The organism is Kitasatospora sp. NPDC058063, from assembly GCF_042885395.1.
Taxonomy (GTDB): Bacteria; Actinomycetota; Actinomycetes; order Streptomycetales; family Streptomycetaceae; genus Kitasatospora; species Kitasatospora lactacystinica.
Map to the genome: position 1 here is coordinate 186798 of NZ_JBHVSD010000010.1, position 21548 is coordinate 208345.

Below are 21548 nucleotides of genomic sequence, written 5' to 3' on the forward strand. Positions count from 1 at the left end.
CTCCTTCGGAACGTCGTGCGAATGGATGGCGCTCCATGATCCGAACAGGTGCCCTCCGCACCCCAGGGCCCTTCGGCCCGCCCGCCCGGGGCCGCTGGGCCCGAGTTCCCGGGCCCCGACCGGGACCTCCCGACCGCGTACCCGGGACCTCCCGACCGGCCGGCCAACACCTCCCGGCAGCCCGCCCGGCACGTCCTGACCGGCCGTCGGCGGCCGCGTGCCCGGATCGCCGCCCGCTCGGGCCGCGCTCACCGCGGCGCGGAGCCCCGGTCGAGAACCGCCGGAACGCGCCCTTCCCCACCGTCCCGTACGCCCGCCCGGCGGCGCCCCGCGGGCCGCCCGTCCACCCGGCCCGACCGGTCCCCGCCACCCCGGCCGACCTGCCGGAACGGCGATCGCACAGCCGTACGGACCCCACCGTCGACCCCCCGCCGCGCGGCCCCGGTCATGGGCCCGGGGGGAGCGGAGCCGGCCGCTTCCGCGGCCTTCAGCGCCGATCGGCCGTCAAGTAGCCTGCGCCCACACCGCACCGCCGCACCCGCACCCGCACCCGCACCCCGGCCGCCCCACCGCCGGCAGCCCCACGACCTGCCACCTGCCACCTGCCACCTGCCACACCGTTGCCGCGCACGCCCAAGCCCACGCCCGCACCCACGCGCACGCCCACGCCCACGCCCCGGAGGTACGCCGATGCCCCTGGCCCAGCCCGCCACCCCCGCCCGGCTGCGCTTCGCCGTCCTCGGCCCGCTCACCGGGGAGGCCGACGGCCGCCCGCTGGCCCTCGGGCCGCTGAAGCAGCGGCTGGTGCTGGCCGTCCTGCTGAGCCGCGCCAACACCGCCGTCCCGGTCGACCTGCTCACCGACGCGGTGTGGCCCGAGGAGCCGCCGCGCACCGCCCGCAAGAACCTCCAGGTCTACATCTGCACCCTGCGCACCCTGCTCGGCCGCGGGGACGGGCCCGACCGGCTGGTGCACTCGGCCGCCGGCTACCTGCTGCGGGTCGCCGAGCCCGAGTTGGACCTGCTGCGGTTCCGCGCCCTGGCCCGGGCCGGCCGGGCCGCCGCCGACGGCGGAGCCCTCGCCCCCGCCGCCCGGCTGCTGCGCCAGGCCCTCGACCTCTGGCAGGGCCCGCCGCTCGCCGATCTGCGCCGCTCGCCGGCCGTCGAGGCGGAGGCGGGCCGGCTGGAGGCCCGTTGCCTGGGTGTCCACGAGGACTGGGCGGAGACCGAGTTGGAGCTCGGCAACCCCGGGGCCGTCGCCGAGGACCTCGCCGAGCTCGCCGAGCGCCACCCGCTGCGCGAGCGCCTCCAGGCGGCCCGGATGAACGCCCTGCACCTGTCCGGCCGCCAGGCCGAGGCGCTCGCCGTCTACGACACCCACCGCCAGTTGCTCGCCAGGGAGTTGGGGCTGGAGCCGAGCCCCGCGCTGACCGCCCGCTACCGGGAGCTGCTCGCCCGCGGCCGCTCCCTGCCCACCGCCGCCCGCCCGGAGCGCGGCGCCGGGCCGAACGGCGCCGCGCTGCTGCCCGCCGACACCGCCGACTTCACCGGAAGAACCGACGAACTGCGCTGTCTCGTCGACGAGTTGGGTGAGGGCGGCGGGCGCGTCGCGGTGCTCTCCGGCCCGGCCGGCTGCGGCAAGACCGCGCTCGCCGTGCACGCCGGCCACCTGCTCGCCGACCGCTTCCCGGACGGCCGGGTGCTGGTCCGGCTGCGCGCCGAGGACGGCACCGCCCGCCCGCTGTCCGAGGTGCTCGCCGAACTCGCCGTCCTCACCGGCCGCCCGGGCGCCGCACCCGCCGCACCCGCCGCACCCGTCGCACCCGTCGGAGCCGTTCGGCTCGCCCCCGCCCCAGCCCACGCCACCGGCCCCGACCCCGCCCCCGGCCCCGGCGACACGGCCCGGGCCGCCGCCCTCTGGCGCGCCTCGCTCGCCGGGCGCCGGCTGCTGCTGATCCTGGACGACGCCCCGGGCGAGGCCGTGGTCCGTGAGCTGCTGCCGGGCTTCGGCCCGAGCGCCGTGCTGGTCACCTCCCGCAGCCAGCTGGCCGGCCTCGCCTCGGTGCGCCGCGTCGCCGTCCCGCCGCTCGCCCCCACCGAGGCCCTGGACCTGCTCGGCCGGATCGTCGGCACAGGCCGGACCGGCGCCGACCGCGCCGCAGCCGCCCGGATCGTGGCCGCCTGCGGGCTGCTGCCGCTCGCCGTCCGGGTCGCGGGCACCCGGCTGGCCGTGCTGCGCCACCTCCCGCTCGCCGAGTACGCGGCCCGGCTGGAGGACCCGGCGGGCGCCCTGGACGAACTGGTCGCCGGGGACGTCACCGTCCGCGCCCGGCTGGACTCCGGCTGGCACGACCTCACCGACCGGGGACGGCTCGCCCTGGCCCGGCTCGCCGCCCTGCCGCTCGCCCTGCTCTTCACCCTCCCCGAGGCCGCCGCCGCCCTCGGCCGGCCCGAGCGGCTCGCCCTGCGCACCCTGGAGGCGCTCACCGACACCGGGGCGGTGACCTCCCCCACCGGTGAGGTCACCGCCCACGCCGCCCTGTACGCCCTGCCGCGGCTCACCCATCTGCACGCCCGCGAACGCGCGGTGGAGGCCGTTCGGGCACCGGCGCCGACGTGACGGCCGCGCCCGTGGGGCACCGGCGCCGACCTGACGGCCGCGCGGTTCGCTCACCCCAGGGTCAGCAGGTCCAGCACGTCCGCCCGCGGCTCCCCGCGCCCCTCCTCCAGCCCGCTCAGCGCCAGCAGCACCCCCGCCGCGCCCGTGTGCAGATCGGCCGAGAAGCGCCTCAGCCGCATCCCCGGCACCAGCAGCCCCTCCGGCCGGGCCACCAGGTGCCACTGGAGCTTGCGCACCTGCCCGAGCACGGCCTCCCGCGCGGGCGCCCCGCCCAGCCGGTCCAGCGCCAGCGTCAGCCCGACCCTCCCGCGGAACAGGCCCGGCTCCCGGATGAACCCGGGCGCGCAGACCTTGCGCACGTCCGCCAGGAAGGCCTCCCCGCCCGGCAGCTCCGCGTGCTCCAGGAACTCCCGTACCACCAGCGCGATCCCGCTGCTGCCCCGGTCCAGGTAGGCCAGCCGGCGCCCGGCCTCCAGCACCTGCACCGACCCGTCGGGCACCCGGACGCACCCGGCCACGGCCCGTTCCAGCGCGGTCCGCCCGGAGTCGAGCAGCCACCGCTCGCCGGTCCGCCGGTACAGCCGCAGCTGGAGCAGCGCGATCCCCGCCAGCCCGTACAGCAGCCCGGCGGCCGCCGGCTCGTCCAGCCCGGGCACCGGCTCGCCGCGCAGCACCGCGGCCAACTCCCGTGCGTCGTCCAGCGCGTGGGCCAGTTCCCGGGGGCGGTCCAGCGCCTGCGCCAGCCGCAGCCGGGCGAGCGCCGCGCCGGCCCGGCCGCCGAACAGGCCCGCCTCCCGGGCCGGGCGGGCGGTGCGGACGCGCCCGAGCAGCTCCTCCGCCTCCTCCGTCCGGCCGATCCGGGCCAGCACCAGCGCGATGCCGAGCGGCCCGTCGTACAGTCCGCCGGTGCCGGGGCGGTCGGCCCGCCGGCGCACCGCGGCGACCAGCCAGTCCGCGTACTCCTGCGGCCGGTCGGCCCCGGCGCGGTGCAGCGCGTACAGCACCCCAGCCGCGCCGTGCGACACGCCCGTGCCGCCGTCGGCGAACCCGGCCACGTCCCCGGGGAAGAGCCGGTCCGGCCGGTCCGGGGTGGCGCCCGCGTGCAGGCCCGCGACCAGCTCCCGGCGCACCGGGTCCAGCGAGGGCCCGGCCAGCAGCTCCCGCCCGCGCCGCTCGCTCGCCGACTCCACCAGGGCCACCGCTCCAGGGCGCACCGGCCCCTCCTCCGTCCCGAGTCCGAACCACGCGCGCGCCCGCCGCTCCAGCGCCGGGAGCTTGCCCGGGTCGAGGTCGGCCAGTTCCAGCACCGGCATCAGCAGCATCAGCCAGGTGGCCCAGAGCAGCCAGCGGTCGGCCTCGGCGCCGGTCAGTCCGGGCGGGACGTGCTGTCCGGCCGCGCCGGCCACCGGCACCCGCCGGTCGTCCAGCGCGGCCGCGTACTCGAAGTCCACCAGCACCACCGACCCGTCCGGCCGGAGCACCACGTTGGCCGGGTGGAGGTCCCCGAACCGCACGCCCCGCCCGTGCAGGGCGGCGAGCGCCTGCTCCAGCCCCGCCACCACCCGGCCCACCCACCGCGCGTACCGGGCGCGCTGCTCCGGCGTGCAGTCCTGGTGCACCAGCGGATAGCGCCGGATCGCCTCGGTGAACAGCTGGACGCCCTCGACGTGCTCCTGCACCAGGAAGGTGTGCTCCCACACCGTGCGCACCTCGTGCAGCCGCGGCACGCACGCCAGCCCGGCCAGCCGCTCCAGTGCCCACTGCTCGCGCCGCAGCCGGGTCAGGGCGTCCGCCCCGGCGCCGTCCAGCCCGGTGTGCGGGCGGGCCTCGCGCAGCACCACCCGCTCCCCCGTGCCGTGCCGCTCGGCGAGGTAGATCCCGCCGGCGTTGGAGAACCGGAGCACCTCGACGATCCGGTACGGCAGGTGCCCGCGGGCCGCCGCCCGGGCGGCCAGGTGCGGGCGCAGCGCGGCCGGCGGCTCGACCCACCCGGGCAGCCGGAAGGCCGGCTCGCGAGGGTCGGGGACGAGCGCGCCGGAGGGGTCGCGCAAGGCCGGGACGACCCGCCCGGCCGCGTCCTGGCACCACAGTTCGACGAAGGCCCCGTAGCGCGCGAACACCGGGGCGTCGCCGATCCGCAGGTCGGTGAGCACGTACGGCCCGGGGAAGCCGTCCAGCGCCCGCGCCAACTCCTCGGCCAGGGTGAGGAACTCGCCCTCCGTGGCCGGGTAGACGGTGATGAACTTGCCGCTGCTGCCGCGTCCCGCGAACTTGCCGTTCGTCACCGCCAGCGCCGCCGGGCCGCGCAGGAACTTGAACGCGACCCGGCGGTCGAGGCAGATCCGGGCGACGGCCTCCAGCGTCCGCTCGGCGCTCTCCCGCACCGCCGACACGTGCAGCTTCCAGCCCTGCTCCGGCAGCCGGGCGTCGGCCGACCGGACCTCGGGCCGCAGCACCGTCCACAGTCCGCGCTGTTCCCGCCGCCAGCCCGCGGGCGGCTCGCCGAGGCCCGGCGGGTAGCGGTCCGCCCCGTCCCGCAGCCGCCCGGGGGTGTCGTAGTACATCGGATCGGCGAGGCAGTACAGCTGGGTCTCGTGGGCGCCGGCCATGGGGTCTCCTGTTCCGAAGTCCTGCGGGAGCGGGCGGTGTTCAGAGGGCCGGGCGCGGCTGCGGTCCGCGCCGGACCGGCGGCGCCCAGGTGACCGCGGCCGCGCAGAGCGCGATGGCGAGGGCCAGCAGGGCGAAGGTCCGGGTGCCGCCGAGCGAGCCGAGCAGGGCGCCGGCGGCCAGCGGGCCGAACGGCTGGACCAGGGTGGACAGGAAGCCGGCCGCGCTCTGCACCCGGCCGATCCGGTCGGGCGGCGCCGCGATCAGCATGCCGGAGACGAAGCCGATGCTGGCGACGGTGGACAGGCACATGCAGGCCGCGCAGAGCAGTCCGATCAGCAGCGGCATCCGGGTGAGCACCAGGACCCCGGCGGTGAGCGCGCAGGCCCAGCAGGCGAGCGCGACCAGGCTGCCGTCCCGGACCCGGGTGCCGAGCCGGGGAGCCAGCAGCGCGCCGGCCAGGGCGCCGGCCGCGGTGCAGGAGACGACCGTGCCGCCTCCGACACCGGAGCGGCCGCCGTCGGAGGCGACGGCCAGGGTGGCGAACATCAGCGCGCTGAACGCGAAGTTCATCCCGAGGCCGAAGATGAGCAGCAGGGTGCGCAGATAGGGCCGGTGCCAGATGAAGGCCAGTCCGGCGGTCAGCTCGGCCCGGCCGAGCACCGGTCCGTTCCTCGCGGCGGGCAGCGAGCGGGTCCGCATCAGCGCCACGCAGACGGTGGACAGCAGCAGTCCGACGCCCTCGGCGAGGAACGGCAGCACCGGGTGCCAGGCGAACAGCGCCCCGCCGCCGAGCGGTCCGATCAACCGGGCGGCCGCGCCGCGCGCCTGCATCCGGGAGGAGGCCTCGCGGGCCTGCCCGGCGGGCACCACCGCGCGCAGCAGCCCGCCCGCGGCGGGCCCGTAGACGCCGGTGATCAGCGCCCCGGCGGCGGCGACCAGCAGGACCAGCGGCAGCGGGGTGTGCCCGCGCAGCACGGCGACGACCAGGGCGCCGACCGCGAGCAGGCCGAGGACGTCGCAGATCCGCATCAGCCGGCGCCGCTCGATCCGGTCGGCGAGCACCCCGCCGGGCAGCATGGTGAGCAGCAGCGCGCCGACCGAGACGGTGCCGACGGCGCCCGCCCGGGCGGCCGATCCGGTCTCCCGCAGGACCAGCAGCGGCAGGGCGATCGAGGCGAGTTGGGAGCCGAGCGAGGCCAGCAGGCCGCCGGCCCAGAGCAGCCGGAAGTCCCGGTTGCGGGCGAGCGGGGTGGGCTCCATGGCCGTCCTCCGTGGTCGGGCGGGGGCACCCGCGGGGGTGCGGATCGGGCCTGGGCGGTCCCGTCCCGGCGGGACCGCCCCGGAGGCCTTCGGCGGCCGGCGGCCGGGGGCGGCGGTGCGTCCGCCCCCGTGCCCGGCCCGGCGCGCGGACTCCGGTCAGGCGGAGGTCTCGGCGCCGGCGACGTAGCTGATCAGGCTGAAGCAGTTGCCGTCGGAGGCCTCGCTCAGGACCTTCATCGACTGGAGGTCCAGGATGTTGGCCACGTGCGCCTCGACCTCCGGGCCCTCCTCGCCGCTCTCGCCGACGTTCTGCTGCTCCATGTTCTCGGCCATGGTCGAACTCCCTTCCGCGTGGGGGGTGGTGACGGCGACGGCGGGCGGCCGCCCGCCGTCGCCCACCATGCTGGGCGGGACCGGCTGCGCCCGGCTTCGGGGCCGGTCGGGATCCGGTATGTCCGCAGGTCGGCGCGGCCCGGCGCGGCCGCGCGGGCCGCACCGGGCCCGGTCGGCCGGCCCCCGCACCCCGCCCCGCCTGCGGCCATACCGCTCGCCAGGCGTTCCCGAACCGGGCCCGAAGCCGCGCCCGCGACCCTGGCCGGGAACGCCCGCGCACACCCGCTCCGCCGCGCACGCCCCGCACAGCGAAGGACGACCGAAGGACGGCCACCATGCCCTGCCCACTCTGCGCCCAGCCCGTCGGCACCAACGACCAGTTCTGCCCCTCCTGCGGCGCCGCCCGGGGCGCCGCCCTCGACCTGGCCGCCGAGGAGCGCAAGCTGGTCACGGTGGTCTTCTGCGACCTGGTCGACTCCACCGCCCTGTCCGGCGCGCTCGATCCGGAGACCCTGCGCGAGGTGATCCTGCGCTACTTCGAGCGGATGCACCGCCGGATCGAGGCGCACGGCGGCACCCTGGAGAAGTTCATCGGGGACGCCGTGATGGCCGTCTTCGGCGTCCCGGTGATCCGCGAGGACGACGCCCACCGGGCGCTGGCCGCCGCCCTCGCCATGCTGGAGGACCTGGAGGACCTCAACACCGAGCTGGACGCCACCCTCGGGGTCCGCCTGGACGTCCGGATCGGTGTCAACACCGGCCAGGTGGTGGCGGGTTCGGACGCCTCGGCGCGCCAGGCGCTGATCTCCGGCGAGACCGTGAACATCGCCGCCCGGCTGCAGACCCGGGCCGCCCCCGGCCAAGTGCTGATCGGCCCGCAGACGCTGCGCGCGGCCGGTCCGGCCGCCCAGGTGGACGAGGTCGGCCCGCTGCACCTCAAGGGCAAGGCCGAGCCGGTCACCGCCTACCGCCTGGTCGCCCTGGACGAGGACGACCCGGAGCTGCTGCGCCGCTTCGACGTCCCGCTGGTCGGCCGGGATCGCGAACTGGCGCAGCTGGACGCCGCGTTGGCGCGGGTGGCGGGCGGCTCGGGGGCCGAGCTGCTGCTGGTCGCCGGCGAGGCCGGCATCGGCAAGACCCGGCTGGTGCGCGAGTGGCGCGAGCGGATCGGCCGGCGCACCGCGCGCTGCGGCACCGCCCGCTGCCGCAGCTTCGGCGAGCAGGGCACGCTGGCGCCGATCGCCGAGGCGGTCCGGACCCTGCTGGACGAGCCCGGGGGCGCCGCTCCGGCCGAGGCGCTGGCCCGGCTGGACGAGGCGACGGCGCCGGGCCTCGACACCCGCCGCTCGCTGGAGCTGCTGGCCGCGATCCTGCGGGGCCGCACCGTCGAGCGCCCGGCCGTCCTGGTCCTGGACGACTGCCAGTGGGCCGGCCCGGCGCTGGTGGACGCCGCCGGGTGGCTGACGGCCGAGCTCGGCGCGGCCCCCGTGCTGCTGCTCTGCCTGACCCGCCCCGAACTCCCGGCCGCCCGCCCGGAGCTGCCGGCACTGCCGGTCGGCGGCCTGTCCTGGGACGAATCCGCCCTGCTGGCCGCCCAGTTGACCGAACTGAGCGCCCACCAGGACGCGGTTCCCACCCGGCTGCTGGAGCGCGCCGAGGGCAACCCGCTGCACCTGGAGGAGCTGCTGGCCGCCCTCACCGAGACCGAGGGCCCCGTCCTGACCGACGAACTGCCGCCCACCGGACGGGCCCTGCTCAGCGCCCGGATCGACGGGCTGGAGCGCGACGAGCGCGCCACCCTCGACCTCGCCGCCGTCCTCGGCCGCGCCTTCACCGCCACCGAACTCGCCGAACTCGCCCACGGCGGCAGCGACCAGGACGCCTTCGCCGACCCGGAGGACGACGTCTTCACCGGCCCGATCGACGGGCTGCCGGCCGGCCCGTCCGCCGGGGGCGACGACACCCCGCCGCGGCTGCACGCCGCGCTGGCCCGGCTGGCCGAGCTGCGGCTGGTCGAACCGGCCGGCGCCGGCTACCGGTTCAGCAGCGGCCTGGTCCAGGAGTCCGTCTACCAGTCGATGTCCAAGCGGGCCCGCGCCGAGCGCCACGAGCGCGCCGCCGACCTGCCGGCCGTCCGCTCCACCGGGGACGCCGCCGTCGGCGGCCACCTGGAACGCGCCCACCGCTACCGGCTCGAACTCGGCCTGCTGGACACCCGCACCGACGTGCTGCGCACCCGCGCGGCCGCCGCCCTCGGCGCCGCCGGGGCCGGCGCGCTGGCCCGCGCCGACCTGCCCGCCGCCACCGACCTGCTGGAGCGCGCCGTCCGGCTGCACTACCCGGGAGAGCGCGCCGCGGGCCCCGCGCTGCGCCGCCTCGGCGAGGCCCGGCTGGCGCTCGGCCGCGCCGAGGAGGCGCTGCCCGTCCTCGCCCAGGTGCGGGACGCGGCCGCCGACCCGCTGGACGCCGCGCACGCCCGGCTCGCGCTGGCCGCCCGCGGCCTGCCGCCCGGCCCGGACCAGCCCGCCGCGACCGCCCGCGCCGTCCTGCCGCTGTTCACCGACACCGGGGACGACCTCGGCCGGGCCCGGGCCGGGCTGCGGCTGGCCGAGGAGCAGCTGCTGGCCGGCCGGCACACCGAGGCCGAGCTGCTGCTGGACCAGGCCCTCGACCGGGTCTGCCGCACCGACGCCGAGCTGGACCGGGCCGCCGTGCTGGCCGCACTGGCCGCCTCCCTGCTGGCCGGCCCCGAGCCCGTCCCCAACGCGACCTTCCGGCTGCGCGCCCTGCTCGGCGAGCACGGCACCGGCCGGCGGACCGTGCGGATCGCGCTGAACGGCCCGCTGGCCGTCCTGCTGGCCCTGCGCGAGCGCCCCGAGGAGGCCGAGCTGCTGCTCGCCGAGGCCAACAGCCTCGCCGGGGAGCTGTCGCTGGCCGAGGCGATGGTGGCACTGCCCGCGCTGACCGCCCAGGCGGCGGCCGCCCTCGGCCAGAGCGGCCAGGCGCTGGACCTGCTCGCCGACGCCGCCGAGATCGCCCGCCACCAGGGCAGCCCCGCCCCGCTGCCGCGCCTCGCCCTGACCACCGCCCGGGTCCTGCTGGACACCGACCGCCCGGCCCAGGCCGCCCGGCACCTGGACGGCGCGGACGCCCTCGCCGCGCTGCCGCCGGTGCTCGCGATCGAACTGGACGCGCTGCGCGGCCGGCTCGCCGCCGCCCGGGGCGAGGCCGCGCCGGCCCTGGACCTGACCGCCGCCGCCCTGGCCGCCGCGGAGGCCACCGAGTCGCTGCTGCTGCAGGCGCTGACCGCGCTCGACCGGGCGCACGCCCTGCTGCTGCTCGACCGCCCCGCCGAGGCCGCGGCGGCCGCCGCCACCGCCCGGGACCGGTTCGCCGCCAAGGGCCACCTGCCGGGCGTGCGGCGCGCCGAGCGGCTCGGGGGCACCCGGTGAGCGGCCCGGCCGGCCTCACCTGGAGCCTGCGCGACCGCACCCCCGCCGACCTGCCGGTGCTCGCCGACGCCGTCGCCCCCGACGGCGAGGAGAGCGGCGGGGGCGGGGGCACCGGCAAGGGCGTACGGGTCTGCGTGGTCGACTCCGGGGTCGAACCCGACCACCCGCTGGTCGGGCCGGTGCAGGGCTCCTGGGCGGTGGCCAGGGACCCGGCCACCAGGGAGCTGGTCGTCCGCCCGGACTCCGCCGGCGACACCTGCGGGCACGGCACCGCCTGCGCCGGCATCATCCGCCGCACCGCCCCGGACTGCGAGCTCTACAGCGTCCGGGTCCTCGGCGAGCGCTTCACCGGCACCGGCGACATGCTGATCGCCGGGCTGCGCTGGGCCGTCGGGCAGCGCTTCGACGTGATCAACCTCAGCCTCTCCACCACCCGGACCCGCTTCCTGGACGAGCTGCACGCGATCGCCGACGACGCCTTCTTCGCCCGCACCGCGATCGTCGCCTCCGCCCACAACACCCCGGTGGAGAGCTACCCGTGGCGGTTCTCCTCGGTCATCTCGGTGGGCAGCCACCAGGAGGACGACCCGCGGCTGCACCTGTACAACCCGGCCCCGCCGGTGGAGTTCTTCGCGCCCGGCCAGAACGTCCGGGTGCCCTGGCTCGGCGGCGCCACCATCCGCACCACCGGCAACAGCTTCGCGACCCCGTACGTGGCCGGGCTCTGCGCCCGCATCCTGTCCCGGCGGCCGAGGCTGACCACCTTCCAGCTGAAGAGCGCGCTCTACCTCACCGCGGCCAATGTCCAGGTCCCTTCCACCCCCACCCCGGAGGCGCCCGATGACCCTCAGCACTGACCCCGCCGTCGACCCGCTGGCCCGCGAGCTGCTCCAGTCCGTGGTGGACGTCGCCCGGGCGATCTTCGGCGCCCGGGCGGGCTCGGTGTGCCTGCTCGACGAGGCGGCCGGGGAGCTGGTCTTCCAGGCCGTCTCCGGGCGCGGCGAGGAGTCGCTGGTCGGCCGCCGCTTCCCGGCCGGCCGGGGGATCGCCGGCTGGGTGGCCGCCTCGGGCGAGCCGATGGTGGTGGACGACCTGGGCGCCAACCGCACCTTCGACCGGGACTTCGCCGAGTCCACCGCGTACGTCCCGACCGCCCTGATGGCCGCGCCGCTCACTCACGGCAGCCGGGTGCTCGGCGTCCTGGAGGTGCTGGACCCGGCGCCGCAGGCCCGCGCCAGCCTGCCCGAGCTGGACCTGCTGGCGATGTTCGCCCGCCAGGCCGCGGCCGCCCTGCGGGTGATCGCCGAGCGCTCCCCCGCCCCGGCGGCGCCGGCCCCCGACCGCGCCGCCGCCCTCGGCCTGCTCGCCGACCTGGAGGAGCTGCTGCGCCGTCAGCCCTGAGCGCCCCGGGCGCCCCGGGCGTCCCGGGCCGGGGTCAGCCGGGCGATCTGCCCGCGCTCCAGCGCCGCGTACACCGTGCCGTCCGGGGCGACGGCGATGCCGTGCGGCTCGGCGCCCGCGCCCGGGACGGGGTGGCCGTCGAGCCGCCCGTCCGGGGTGAGCACCCCGATCCGGCCGGCGCCCCACTCGGTGAACCAGAGCGCCCCGTCCGGTCCGGCCGCGACGGCGTGCGGCCTGGCCGAGCGGTCGGCCAGCGGATGCTCGGTGACCTTCCCGTCCACGGTGATCCGCCCGACCAGCCCGCCGCCGATCCCGACGTACCAGAGCGCACCGTCCGTCCCGGCGGTGATCCCGACCGGCGCGGTGCCCTCGGTGGGCAGCCGGTGGACGGTCACCGCGCCGTCGGTGCCGACCCTCGCCACCGCGTCCGCCTGGTTGAGCGTGCACCACAGTGCCCCGTCCGGCCCGGCCGTGATCAGCGACGGGAAGGCCCCGTCGACCGGCAGCGGGTACCGCGTCACCTCGCCGTCCACGGTGATCCGCCCGACCCGGTCGGCGTTCAGCTCGGTGAACCAGAGCGCCCCGTCCGGCCCCGCGGCGATCCCGTAGGGGCCGGGGTCCTCGCCCGGCAGCTCGAACGAGCCGGCCCGCCCGTGGACGTCGATCCGCCCGATCCGGTGGTCCCGCATCCGGCTGAACCAGAGCGCCCCGTCCGGCCCCGCCGTGATCACCGCGGGCCCGCAGCCCGGCGCCCCGAGGCCGTACCGCCGCACCGTCCCGTCCGGGTCCAGCCGCCCGATCTCCCCGCTGTGCACCAGCGTGAACCAGACACCCCCGTCGGGCCCCACGGCGATCCCGTACGGCCCGGCCCCCGCCTCGGCCACCTCGAACAGTTCCATGCGACCCCTCCCGAAGCACTATTGCGACCCTTGTCGCATTAGCAATGCTCACATGGTCCCCCGACCGACGGCAACCCGCTTTCCGCTCCGCCCGGCCGGCTGCTCAGCGGTCCGGCGCCGCCGACCGGTCCGGATCCCCGCGCAGCACCGAGATGACACCCATGCCGGCCGCGCAGACCGGGACGGCCAGCAGGGCGCCGATGATGCCGGCGATACCGGCACCGGCCACCACGGCGACCATGATGGTGGCCGGGTGCAGCTCCACCGTGCGGCTCTGGATCACCGGCTGGAGGATGTTGCCCTCGATCATCTGCACCGTGAGCACCACGCCGAGCGCCCACAGCGCCGTGCCGATGCCGCCGTCGGCGAGGGCGACCAGGACCGCCGCCGTGCCGGACAGGAAGGCACCGACGAAGGGGATGTAGGCCCCCATGAAGACCAGCGCGCCCAGCCCCGGCGCGCCCGGCACACCGAGAGCCAGCAGGCCGATGGTGATGAAGCTCGCGTCGATCAGGGCGATCAGGGTGGTGCCGCGCATGAACCCGGCCATCGCGTCGAAGGCCCGCCCGGCGCAGGCGATCACGGTGGTGGCGCTGCGCTCGGGCAGGAAGGAGCGGATGGCGTCGCCGGTGCGGTGGCCGTCCCGCAGGAAGAAGAACACCAGGGCGAGCGCCAGCACCCCGCCGGTGATCAGCTGGGTGAGCAGGCCGAGCCCGGAGAGCACGCCGTTGGTGAGGGTGGACACCAGCGAATTGGTCTCGCCCTTGGCGTTGCTCAGCGCGTGCTGGATCTTCGACCCGAAGGGGCCGAGCCAGCCGGCCAGCCGCCGCCCGGCCTCCGGGAGCGAGGCGGCGATCTGCGGGGCGCTGTGCACCAGGGAGTTGACCAGCAGGGCGATCACCCCGCCGACCGCCGTGACCAGCACCGTGCAGGTCAGCCCGGCGGCCAGGCCCCGCCCGACACCCCGGCGCACCAGCCAGGGCACCACCGGGTAGAGCAGCGAGGTCCCGAGCAGCGCCAGCAGGAACGGCACGGTCGCGGCCCGCAGTTCGACCAGCGCGAAGACCACCAGCGAGGCGACGGCGATCAGCAGGATCACCGCCAGCGACCAGGCGGCCGCCTGCCGCAGCGCGGGCGGCAGCATCAGGTACGGCCTGCGGTGGTCCGGCCGCCGCTCCTCGCCGGGCGCGCGCTCCACGGACACGGTCGCCTCCGCCGGGGTCTCGACGATTCCGGACCGCCCCAGCTCAGCAGAGGTTCCGACGGCCCGCGCGGCGGACCGGCCGGGAGCACCCGAACGAGCTACCCGGGGGCCTCGAACCGCACCGCGCCGTCCTCGCCCGCCCCCGCGAAGACCAGCACCCGCTGCGCCTCGGCCTCGGCGGCCCGCCGGTCGGCCGGGCGCAGCGGGGCGAACGGGGCGACGGTCACCTCCCGGTCACCGGTCAGCCGCCAGGTCCCGGCGACCAGCCCGTCCACCAGGAGGGTTCCGTGCACGATGCCGTTGCGGGTCATCACCCGGCCCCGGTGCTCCTCGGGCAGCACCCGGGTGCGGTCCGCGTGCGAGAGCAGCAGGTTGTCGAACGGGGCGAGCAGCCGGACCGGCGCGGGGGTGTCCTCGTCGGGGCGGGGCGCCTCGGGCAGGTCGTACAGCTGCCGGCCCTGTTCGTCCCGGAAGGCCCGCAGGCTCGGTGCGAGCCGCCGCAGCACCGGGGCGAGGCCGGCCAGGCCGCACCACTGGCGCAGGTCGGCCGCGGAGGCGGGGCCGAACGCGGCGAGGTAGCGCAGCACCAGGCCGTCCGGGCCGGGTGACGGGTCGAGCGGGCGGCCGAGCCAGGCCTCGGCGGTGGTGTGGGCGGCCGGTCCGCCGCGCCCCCACAGCCCGCGCGGCGGGACCTGCACCAGCGGCAGCCGGCAGCGGGCGGCCTGGGCGAGGGCGGCCGGGTCGCGGTCCGGGCGGCTCGCGGCGAGCAGCGCGCCGAGCTGCTGGAAGGTGCGCGGCCGCTCCTCGACCAGGGTGCGGGCCTCGGCGGCGAGCGCGTCCAGGTCCACGCCGGTCAGCTGCTTCCCGAAGGTGGTGCGCATCGCCTGGTCCAGCATCGGCTGGAGGAGCGGGCGCAGCGTCAGGCAGTCCTCGGCGGTGACGAGGTGGATGGTGCCGCGCTGGAGGGCGGTCCGGACCACCGCCCGCTGCTCGATCAGGGTGCTGAGCCGCTCGGGCGTGAAGCCGTCGAGCCGGGCCAGCAGTCCGAGGTAGGGCGGCTGGGGTGCGGCCTGGGCCTGGAGGCCGCCGAGGTGGTGGATCAGTGCGGCGGGCTGCTGGTCGGTGCGGGCGAGCAGGTGCTGACGGGCCAGCAGGGCCCGGCCGAGCGCCCGTCGGCTCAGGAGCGGTCCGGTCACCGGCGGCCGTCCAGCACGGAGCGCAGGACGCCGATCCGGTTGGAGGTGATGGAGGCGACGCCGCTCTCGCGCAGCCGGCGCATGGTGCGGCGCAGGTCGGCGGTCCAGGTGGAGACGGCGAGCCCCTGCTCCGCCGCGGCGGCGATGAACGCGGGGGTGACCAGGCCGAACGGCGGGTTGAGGTAGCGCGGGCGCAGGTCGTCCAGCAGGGCGCGCACGGGCATCCCGGGCTGCTTCCAGGTGAGCGCGATCTCGGCGTCCGGGCTCAGTTCGCGCACCGCGAGCATGGCGGCGGTGGGACCGCAGAAGGCGACCGCGCGTTCGGCGCCGAGCCCGGTGACCACCGACCAGGCGGCCGCGGCCGGTCCGGCGTCGTCCAGGTCGATCAGCAGCCTGCGGCCGTCGACGGCGGAGACCGCCTTGATCGCCTCGGCGAGGGTGGGGACGGTGAGCGGGCCCTGCCGCAGCTCCTCCAGCTGGTCGGCGGTGACCCGGTCGATCGACCGCGGGTCGCGCCAGAGCCGCTCCAGGGTGGGGTCGTGCAGCAGTACGGGCACCCGGTCGCGGGTGAGCCGGACGTCCACCTCGACGGCGTCGGCCCCGGCGGCGAGCGCGGACTCGACGGAGGGCAGGGTGTTCTCGCGGTGGCGGTAGGGGTCGCCGCGGTGGGCGACGGCGAGCGGCTTGGCCATGGCGTTCAACGGATCCTTCCGGCGAGCCAGGGGGTGAGGTCGTGGACGCCGATGGCCTCGCGGTGGCTCGGCTCCCCCGGGACGGTGACGATCAGCGTGGTGGACGGCGGGAAGGTGCGCGCCTTGACGTGCACCAGGTCGGACCAGAGGGCGTTCAGGACGCCGGGGACGCGGTCGCGGTCGACGTCGAAGGCGATGCCCTCGACGGTCACGGTGACCTCGTCGTGGGTGAACAGCCGGACGGTGACGGCGGGGCGGCCGTCGAACTCCAGCAGTGCCTCGTGCGGGACGGCGTCCAGTTCCGCGTCCGGACCGCCCGGACCGCCCGGGCCGCCCGGGCCGACCAGCCCGGCGAAGGTCCGGTCGCGGCCGATGTCGTGCTGGGCGCGGACGGTGCGGCCGTGCCGGTCGGCCACGGCCCCGATCGCGAGCACGGCGCTCTGGGTGGTCGGCAGGTGCGGGGGTGGCATCCGGGCCTCTCCTTCGGTTCCGGGACTCGTGGGGCCGGGGCCGCCCGTGCTCGGGCGACGGGCCCCGACTAGCGTCGTTCGACCATCACATTGGTGGACTTGATGACCGCCGTGGCGGGTGCGCCGGGGACCAGGTTCAGCTCCTCCGCCGACTCCCGGCTGATCAGGGACACCACCCGGAACGGCCCGGCCTGGATCTCCACCTGCGCGGCCACGTCGCCGAGCACCACGTGGGTGACGATCCCCGGGAAGCGGTTGCGCGCCGAGGACGGCCGGCCCTCCGCCTCGGAGTTCTCCGGCCGGGCCAGCTCCCGGGCGAAGGCGGCGAGCTCGGCCCCCGGGATGATCCGGTGCCCGTGCTCGTCCCGCGCGGCGGCGACCCGCCCGGCGTCCACCCAGCGCCGCATGGTGTCGGCGCTGACGCCGAGCAGCGCCGCGGCCTCGCCGATGCGGTACGGGTTGGCCGGCACCTCGGGCTGGCCCATGAGCGTCTCCTGACGGTGGTTCGGGTTCCCGGGGCGAGTGCCCCTGCGCCATCCTGCCGTACGGACGGCGCGGATGATCACGCGAGGGCGTTCACGGCTCGCCGAAGAGGTCGCGCCGCACCGCGTCCCCGGCGGTGAGCACCGCCCCGGCGAGCACCGCGCCGCCGCCCGCCGTGCCGGCCCGCACCTCGGTGCTCAGCGGGGAGAGCCGGGCCAGCCGCCGCTCGACCCGCCCGGCCAGCTCCGGCCCGCCGGCCCGGCCGACCTCGCCGCCGAGCACCACGCAGCCGGGGTCCAGCACCACGCAGACGCTCGCCGCGCCGATCGCGATCCGCTCGGCCAGCTCGTCCAGGAAGACCTCGCCCGCCGCGCCCGCCGCCAGGGCGGCCCGTACGGCGGCCTCGGCGGCGGGGGCGTCCCCGGCCGGGCCGGCGGGCAGCCCGTGGGCGCGGGCCAGCGCGCAGATCGCGGCGCTGCCGACCAGGCTGTGGAAGCCGCCCTCGCAGCTGTCGGCGCTGGGCAGGGCGACGGTGCCGGGAACGGGCAGGAAGCAGATCTCGCCGGTGCCGCCGGAGAAGCCCCGGCGCAGCCGCCCGTCCAGGATCACGGCGGCGCCGACGCTGTGGCCGAGCCACAGCAGCACGAAGGTGTCGCGGTCGCGCGCGGCACCGACCCGGTACTCGGCCCGCCCGGCCAGGTTGACCTCGTTCTCCAGGATCACCTCGGTGCCGGGCAGCTCGCGCAGCGCGGCGAGGAGTTCGGCGTGCCAGGCGGGGAGCTTGCCGGTGCTCTGCAGCCGGCCGGTGGCCTGGTCGACCAGTCCGGGGGCGCCGACCGCGACGGTGTGCAGCCGTTCGACGCCGACGCCGCGCGCGGTGTCCAGCAGGGCGGCGACGATGGTCCCGGCGGTGTCCGGCCCGCCGTCGCCCTCGACCGGGACCTCGGCGGTGGCCAGGCCGCGCCCGGCCAGGTCGGCGACGACCAGGCTGACGCCGCCGGAGCGGACGTCGAAGGCGGCGAGGTGGGCCCGGGAGGCAACCAGCGCGTAGAGCCGGGCGTTGGGGCCGCGCCGCTGTTCGCCGCGCTCGCCGACGACGGCCACCAGTCCGGTGCGCTGGAGGCGTTCGAGCAGGTCGGCGACGGTCGGCCGGGACAGGCCGGTGAGGTCGCGCAGCTCGGTCGCGGTCAGGGGGCCCTGTTCGAGCAGGAGGTTGAGCGCCAACCGGTCGTTGATCGCCCGGGCGGTGCTCGGCGTGGCCGTACGCGCGGTGGTCATGGCAGCTCATCCTTCCAGAGCATTTCTATCAGGGTCCCTTCCTGATAATTTAGCGACCGTCACAGGGCACTGTCGCGCCCCTCACCGCGCGACCGGGAGGGAAGAACCCATGAGCGGAACCACCGCACCACCGCCGCCGGAGCCGTTGGCCGCGCCCCGCCGGGCCCGGAGGAGCATCGCCCTGACCTTCCTGGTGCACGGGGCCGTCACCGGCAGCTTCGTCACCCGCATCCCCTGGATCCAGCACCACCTCGACCTCTCGGCTGGCCAGCTCGGCCTGGCCCTGGTCATGCCCGCCGTCGGCTCCTCCCTCGCCATGCCGCTGGCCGGCCGCTTCGTGCACCGCTACGGCGGCCGGGCCGCGGTGCGCGGGCTGATCTCGCTCTGGTGCCTGTCCCTCGCCCTGCCCGCGCTCGCCCCCTCGCTGCCGGTGCTGTGCGCGGCGCTGCTGGTGTACGGCGCCACCTCCGGGATGGCCGACGTCGCGATGAACGCCCAGGGCGTGGAGATCGAGGAGCGGCTCGGCCGCTCGATCATGTCCGGGCTGCACGGGATGTGGAGCGCGGGCGGCCTGCTGGCCTCCCCCTTCGGCATCCTCGCCGCCCACCTGGACCTCGACGCCCGGATCCAGCTGGCCGTCACCGCGCTGGTCCTGCTCGCGCTCGCCCAGCCCGTCTGCCGCGGCCTGCCCGACCTCCGGGCGCACGAGGGCGCGGAGGAGCCGCCGCGGTTCGCGCTGCCGCCGCGCAGCTCGCTGGTGATCGGACTGGTCGGGTTCTGCGCGGTCTTCGCCGAGGGCGCCTCGATGGACTGGAGCGGCGTCTACCTGCGGGACGTCACCGGCGCCTCGGCCACCGTCGCCGCCGCCTCGTACACCGCCTTCTCGCTCACCATGGCGGTCAGCCGGCTCGCCGGGGACGCGGCGATCCGCCGCCTCGGCGCCGTCCGCACCACCCGCATCGGCGGCGCCGTCGCCACCGCCGGCGGCCTGCTGGTGGTCGCCGCGGACAGCCCGGCACTGGCCATCCCCGGCTTCGCCCTCATCGGCATCGGCATCGCGGTGATCGTCCCGCTCACCTTCGCCGCGGCCGGCCGGATCGGCACCAACCCCAGCCAGGCCATCGCGGGCGTCGCCACCGTCACCTACACCTCCGGCCTGATCGCCCCCGCGGTCATCGGCGCCCTCGCCCAGGCCACCTCGCTGACCGTCTCCTTCGGCCTGGTCACCGCGCTCGCCTGCGCCCTGCTGCTGAGCGCCGGGGCGCTGCGGCTGGCCGAACGGAATTCCGGCGACGAGAACGTGACCGCAATGTCACCGGAAAAGCCTTCCGGAAAAGATCTCTCCGCGATATGATGATGAATTCCTGAGGGAATTTCCCGCTAAGGTCTCGAACCGCCGGGCGCACCGCGCCCGGCGGTTTTCGTGCTCCACGAGAGGAATTCCCCCGTGTGCTGCGACCCGGACGCCGCCCCGCCCGCCCTCGGCCCCGCCCCGTGGCCCCTGGCCGAGGCCGCCCCACTCACCCTGACCTCGGCCGACGGCACCCGGTTCGGCGCCTTCCTGGCCCGGCCGGAGACCGCCACCGGGCCCGGGGTGCTCGTCCTGCCGGACAACAGGGGCCTCTCCCCGTTCTACCGCCGGACCGCCGCCCGGCTCGCCGGACACGGCCACCCGGCCCTCGTCCTCGACTATTACGGCCGCACCGCCGGAGCCGCCCCGGAAAAGCGCCCGGCGGAATTCGGCGAAATGCCGAACCTGCTCCCCCACCTGCTCGCGCTCACCCCCGGAGGACTGGACGCCGACATCACCGCCGCACTGGAACGGCTGCGCGCCGCCGGGCCCGCCGAGGTGGTCGCGCTCGGCTTCTGCTTCGGCGGCCGGCAGGCCTTCCGCACCGCCGCCCCGCGCTTCGGCCTGGCCGGCGCGGTCGGCTACTACGGCTACCCGGACACCATCGACGGCGCCCCCGGGCCCACCCAACTGGCCGGGGGGCTGACCGCCCCCGTGCTCGCCTTCTGGGGCGGCGCCGACGAGCACATCCCGGCCGCCGCCGTCGAGGCCTTCGACGCGGCACTCACCGCGGCCGGCTGCCCCCACGAGTTCGTCAGCTATCCGGGGGCACCCCACAACTTCTTCGAGCTCGCTGCCGTCGAACACGCCGACGCGGCCCGCGACTCGTGGCAGCGCCTGCTGGGGTTCCTCTCCCGACCCGTCTGAGGGCCGGCCCGCGGGTCGGCCCGGCGCCCGGGGCGCCGGCGGGGCCCGGGCACCGGTTAGGCTCGGGCGGTGTTCGAGCCCGATGCCGTTCCCGTGCCGCCCGCCGTGCCGCGGGCGCCCGCCGTCGCACCGCGTTCCCCGTGGTGGCGGTTCGCGCTGCTGGTGGTGGTGCTCGCCGCGACGGCCGGGTCGCTGCTGCTGTGGAGCCCGACGGAGCTGCTGTCCGGCGGGCTGGCGGACCGGATGCCGGGGTACTGGTTCGGCCCGCTGTTCGCCCTGGTCTACGCGGTGGGGACGCTCGCCTTCGTGCCCCGGCCGGCGCTGAACGCGGTGGCCGGTCTGCTCCTCGGCATCCAGCAGGGCGTGCTGCTGGCGGTGCTCGGCACCACCGTGGGCGCGGCCCTGGCCTTCGGGCTCGGCCGGGGCCTCGGCCGGGAGGCGCTGCGCCCGTACCTGCGCGGGAAGGTGCTGGGGGCGCTGGACCGGCGGTTCACCGAGCAGGGCTTCCGCAGTGTGCTGGTGCTGCGGCTGCTGCCCGGCATGCCGTTCCAGGCGGCCAACTACGGCGCCGCGTTCTCCGGGGTCCGCTTCCTGCCCTTCGTGCTGGGCACCGCGATCGGCGTGGTGCCGACCACCGCGGTGTACGTCACGGCGGCGGCCAGCGCGGGCCGCCCGGGCTCGGCGGCCTTCCTGCTGTCGGCGGGGGTGATCGCCCTGCTGGTGCTGGGCAGCGTGGTGGGCCTCTGGCGGACGGTCCGGACCCGCCGCCGGGCGACGGCCGGCTGAGCCGCTCCACGGGGCCGGCGGCAGAGCCGGGAGCAAAATCGCTCGCGCCCGCGCGCGGCCGGACGCCAGGATGGCGCGCATGACCGAACCGAACCCGCGGGTGGACCCGCCGATGACGGCCGACGAGGCCGCCACCCTGACCGCCTTCCTCGACTACCACCGCCGCACCCTCGCCCTCAAGTGCGAGGATCTGACCGACGACCAGCTGCGGCTGCGCTCCATCCCGCCGTCGAGCCTCTCGCTGCTGGGCCTGGTCCGGCACATGGCCGAGGTGGAGCTGTACTGGTTCCAGTCCGTCCTGCTCGGCCGGGAGATCACCGGGCACTTCTGGACCGAGGAGCACGAGGACGCCGACTTCGACGACGTCGACACCGCCGACGTCGCGGCCGACTTCGCCGTCTGGCGCACCGAGGTCGAGGCCGCCCGCCTCGCCGTCGCCGGCCTGCCGCTGGACACCGTCGCCAAGAACCTGCGCCGGGGACAGCCGGTGACGCTCCGGTGGATCCTCACCCACATGATCGAGGAGTACGCGCGACACAACGGCCACGCGGATCTTCTGCGCGAATTGATCGACGGCGCGACCGGCGAGTGACGCGACGGGTGAAATCGTTTCCTCATTGTTGACAGAAGGTCAATTAAGCCGTGAC

18 protein-coding genes are annotated in these 21548 nt (G+C 77.1%); 8 read left to right on the plus strand and 10 right to left on the minus strand.

Features of this window, described 5'->3' with window-relative positions; all coding sequences use genetic code 11:
- Positions 1 to 690: 690 nt before the first annotated feature.
- Positions 691 to 2619, plus strand: a complete 1929-nt coding sequence (locus tag ACFVUY_RS19630) for a BTAD domain-containing putative transcriptional regulator (protein WP_387731402.1) — start codon at positions 691 to 693, stop codon at positions 2617 to 2619.
- 50 nt (positions 2620 to 2669) lie between these two features.
- On the opposite strand, the gene lanKC is transcribed toward ACFVUY_RS19630, so the two are convergent.
- The 3 genes from lanKC to ACFVUY_RS19645 form a co-directional block, all read right to left on the minus strand.
- Entirely contained in the window at positions 2670 to 5228 is a 2559-nt protein-coding gene (gene lanKC / locus ACFVUY_RS19635; RefSeq protein ID WP_387731405.1) for a class III lanthionine synthetase LanKC, read from the minus strand.
- 40 nt (positions 5229 to 5268) lie between these two features.
- Complete coding sequence (locus ACFVUY_RS19640) at positions 5269 to 6489, minus strand: MFS transporter (RefSeq protein WP_387731407.1); 1221 nt, start codon at positions 6487 to 6489, stop codon at positions 5269 to 5271.
- 156 nt (positions 6490 to 6645) lie between these two features.
- Positions 6646 to 6822, minus strand: coding sequence for a hypothetical protein (locus ACFVUY_RS19645; RefSeq protein WP_380636940.1), 177 nt, complete (start codon positions 6820 to 6822; stop codon positions 6646 to 6648).
- 335 nt (positions 6823 to 7157) lie between these two features.
- Here ACFVUY_RS19645 and ACFVUY_RS19650 point away from each other — a divergent pair, with 335 nt between their 5' ends.
- Genes ACFVUY_RS19650 through ACFVUY_RS19660 form a run of 3 tightly spaced genes read left to right on the plus strand, consistent with a single transcriptional unit; the run spans position 7158 to position 11675 of the window.
- A complete protein-coding gene (locus ACFVUY_RS19650) occupies positions 7158 to 10274 on the plus strand; it encodes an adenylate/guanylate cyclase domain-containing protein (RefSeq protein ID WP_387731409.1) in 3117 nt (1038 codons plus the stop codon).
- Positions 10271 to 11131 carry a S8 family serine peptidase gene (locus tag ACFVUY_RS19655; RefSeq protein ID WP_387687113.1) on the plus strand — a complete coding sequence of 287 codons (861 nt, stop codon included), beginning with the start codon at positions 10271 to 10273 and terminating at the stop codon, positions 11129 to 11131. The genes ACFVUY_RS19650 and ACFVUY_RS19655 overlap by 4 nt, the downstream gene beginning before the upstream one ends.
- On the plus strand, positions 11115 to 11675 hold the full coding sequence (locus ACFVUY_RS19660) for a GAF domain-containing protein (RefSeq protein ID WP_387687111.1): 561 nt from the start codon (positions 11115 to 11117) through the stop codon (positions 11673 to 11675). The genes ACFVUY_RS19655 and ACFVUY_RS19660 overlap by 17 nt, the downstream gene beginning before the upstream one ends.
- On the opposite strand, the gene ACFVUY_RS19665 is transcribed toward ACFVUY_RS19660, so the two are convergent.
- The 7 genes from ACFVUY_RS19665 to ACFVUY_RS19695 all read right to left on the minus strand — a co-directional run bounded on the left by ACFVUY_RS19665 (position 11666) and on the right by ACFVUY_RS19695 (position 17897).
- Complete coding sequence (locus ACFVUY_RS19665) at positions 11666 to 12574, minus strand: virginiamycin B lyase (RefSeq protein WP_387731413.1); 909 nt, start codon at positions 12572 to 12574, stop codon at positions 11666 to 11668. The two genes, ACFVUY_RS19660 and ACFVUY_RS19665, sit on opposite strands and share 10 nt — an antisense overlap.
- 103 nt (positions 12575 to 12677) lie before the next feature.
- Positions 12678 to 13778: an AI-2E family transporter gene (locus tag ACFVUY_RS19670; protein ID WP_387687106.1), complete on the minus strand. Its 1101-nt coding sequence runs from the start codon at positions 13776 to 13778 to the stop codon at positions 12678 to 12680.
- A 98-nt stretch (positions 13779 to 13876) separates the two neighbouring features.
- Positions 13877 to 14974, minus strand: a complete 1098-nt coding sequence (locus ACFVUY_RS19675; RefSeq protein WP_387731416.1) for a winged helix DNA-binding domain-containing protein — start codon at positions 14972 to 14974, stop codon at positions 13877 to 13879.
- Entirely contained in the window at positions 14971 to 15666 is a 696-nt protein-coding gene (locus ACFVUY_RS19680) for a glycerophosphodiester phosphodiesterase (RefSeq protein ID WP_387731418.1), read from the minus strand. Before ACFVUY_RS19680 ends, ACFVUY_RS19675 begins: the two co-directional genes overlap by 4 nt.
- 5 nt (positions 15667 to 15671) lie before the next feature.
- The gene (locus ACFVUY_RS19685; RefSeq protein WP_387731420.1) at positions 15672 to 16136 is read right to left on the minus strand and encodes a hypothetical protein; all 465 of its coding nucleotides are present in this window, start codon (positions 16134 to 16136) and stop codon (positions 15672 to 15674) included.
- A gap of 68 nt (positions 16137 to 16204) precedes the next feature.
- Positions 16205 to 16621: a TOBE domain-containing protein gene (locus tag ACFVUY_RS19690; RefSeq protein ID WP_359913640.1), complete on the minus strand. Its 417-nt coding sequence runs from the start codon at positions 16619 to 16621 to the stop codon at positions 16205 to 16207.
- Between the two features lie 91 nt (positions 16622 to 16712).
- Complete coding sequence (locus ACFVUY_RS19695; RefSeq protein ID WP_359913642.1) at positions 16713 to 17897, minus strand: ROK family transcriptional regulator; 1185 nt, start codon at positions 17895 to 17897, stop codon at positions 16713 to 16715.
- A 109-nt stretch (positions 17898 to 18006) separates the two neighbouring features.
- Between ACFVUY_RS19695 and ACFVUY_RS19700 the strand changes: the two genes are divergently transcribed.
- From ACFVUY_RS19700 to ACFVUY_RS19715, 4 genes are all read left to right on the plus strand, one after another.
- Positions 18007 to 19251, plus strand: coding sequence for an MFS transporter (locus ACFVUY_RS19700; RefSeq protein ID WP_387731422.1), 1245 nt, complete (start codon positions 18007 to 18009; stop codon positions 19249 to 19251).
- A gap of 93 nt (positions 19252 to 19344) precedes the next feature.
- Positions 19345 to 20115 (plus strand): dienelactone hydrolase family protein, encoded by a 771-nt coding sequence (locus ACFVUY_RS19705; protein ID WP_387731425.1) that lies wholly within the window; start codon positions 19345 to 19347, stop codon positions 20113 to 20115.
- 69 nt (positions 20116 to 20184) lie between these two features.
- The gene (locus tag ACFVUY_RS19710) at positions 20185 to 20901 is read left to right on the plus strand and encodes a TVP38/TMEM64 family protein (RefSeq protein WP_387687089.1); all 717 of its coding nucleotides are present in this window, start codon (positions 20185 to 20187) and stop codon (positions 20899 to 20901) included.
- 79 nt (positions 20902 to 20980) lie between these two features.
- A complete protein-coding gene (locus ACFVUY_RS19715; RefSeq protein WP_387731428.1) occupies positions 20981 to 21493 on the plus strand; it encodes a DinB family protein in 513 nt (170 codons plus the stop codon).
- The last annotated feature ends 55 nt before the right edge of the window (positions 21494 to 21548 follow it).